This window comes from Cupriavidus sp. L7L (assembly GCF_004353535.1).
Classification (GTDB): Bacteria; Pseudomonadota; Gammaproteobacteria; order Burkholderiales; family Burkholderiaceae; genus Cupriavidus; species Cupriavidus oxalaticus_A.
In genome coordinates this window covers 1-964 of sequence record NZ_SMNY01000127.1, presented here as the reverse complement: position 1 = coordinate 964, position 964 = coordinate 1, and the positions used below count along the sequence as shown (strand labels likewise).

The window sequence follows — 964 nt, the reverse complement described above, 5'->3', positions numbered from 1 at the left end:
CACCAGCACCATGGGCGACCTATGGGAAACCGTGACGGGCGAGCGCGGTGCAGGGTTCGGGATGGTTTCCTATTCCGGCGCGAGCGCTGCCGGTGTGTTTGCACCGGCCATCAATGCGATCTTCACCATCGTCTCGACCTTCGGATGGTGGTACGGATTCAAGGGCCTGACCATGTTCAAGAAAGCATCGGAGGGACACGGTAGCGGCGGATACGAAGACTATGCCTGGAAAGGATTCATCCATGCCATCGGCGGAGCGGCGATGGTCAACATCGCCAGCACCGTGGATGCGTTCAAAGAAACCGTTGGCTTGACCTTTTAACCAATCCCCCTGATGGAGATCAACATGAAACACTGGATCAACGCGGCTCACATCGCCGTACAGACCCACAGCCGCGCCGTGAAATTCGGCACGGCGATGGCAATCATTTTCGGCGGTCTGCTGTACCGCAATCCCTCGCTGGCGTGCACGCTGCTGCTATCTACGGCGATCTGCCTGTACGTCATGCTCTCATCGGGCAAGAAGCTGCGCCTCGAAGCTGGCAGCATGGCCGCAATCGCCGCTGCTTCCGTCACGCTGTCGATGCTGCTGTCGCCTGACGTCGCGCACGCGGCGGGCGGCATTGCTGGATGGGCTCGGTCCATTAAGGCACAGCTTGGCGACGTCTACGACCTGATGATCTATGGCTCGTATGGCGGCGGCATGATCGGGCTGATCACCAGCGTGGTGAATGGCAAGAAGAAGTCGAACGGCGACCAGAGCATCAAGACCGCCAGCATCTACGGTAACGGGCTCGGCGGCGTGGCCCTCATGATGCTTGGCTACCTGGCGGACTCTCTTGCCGAGTCGGTCGGTGGCAGTTCCGGCCAGATGAACCGGATGCCGGGCGGCCTCTAAGAAGGGAGTCGCGGGGATGACGGAGAACACCGCAAACATGGGTGACGGCCTGGCAGACAACGCTCC

General features: G+C 60.7%; 1 protein-coding gene and 1 pseudogene. Both read left to right on the top strand.

Features of this window, described 5'->3' with window-relative positions; translation table 11 throughout:
- Positions 1 to 322, top strand: a pseudogene (locus E1J61_RS37670) (hypothetical protein); the annotation flags it as partial.
- 12 nt (positions 323 to 334) lie between these two features.
- On the top strand, positions 335 to 898 hold the full coding sequence (locus tag E1J61_RS36270; RefSeq protein WP_133098576.1) for a hypothetical protein: 564 nt from the start codon (positions 335 to 337) through the stop codon (positions 896 to 898).
- Positions 899 to 964: the final 66 nt, after the last annotated feature.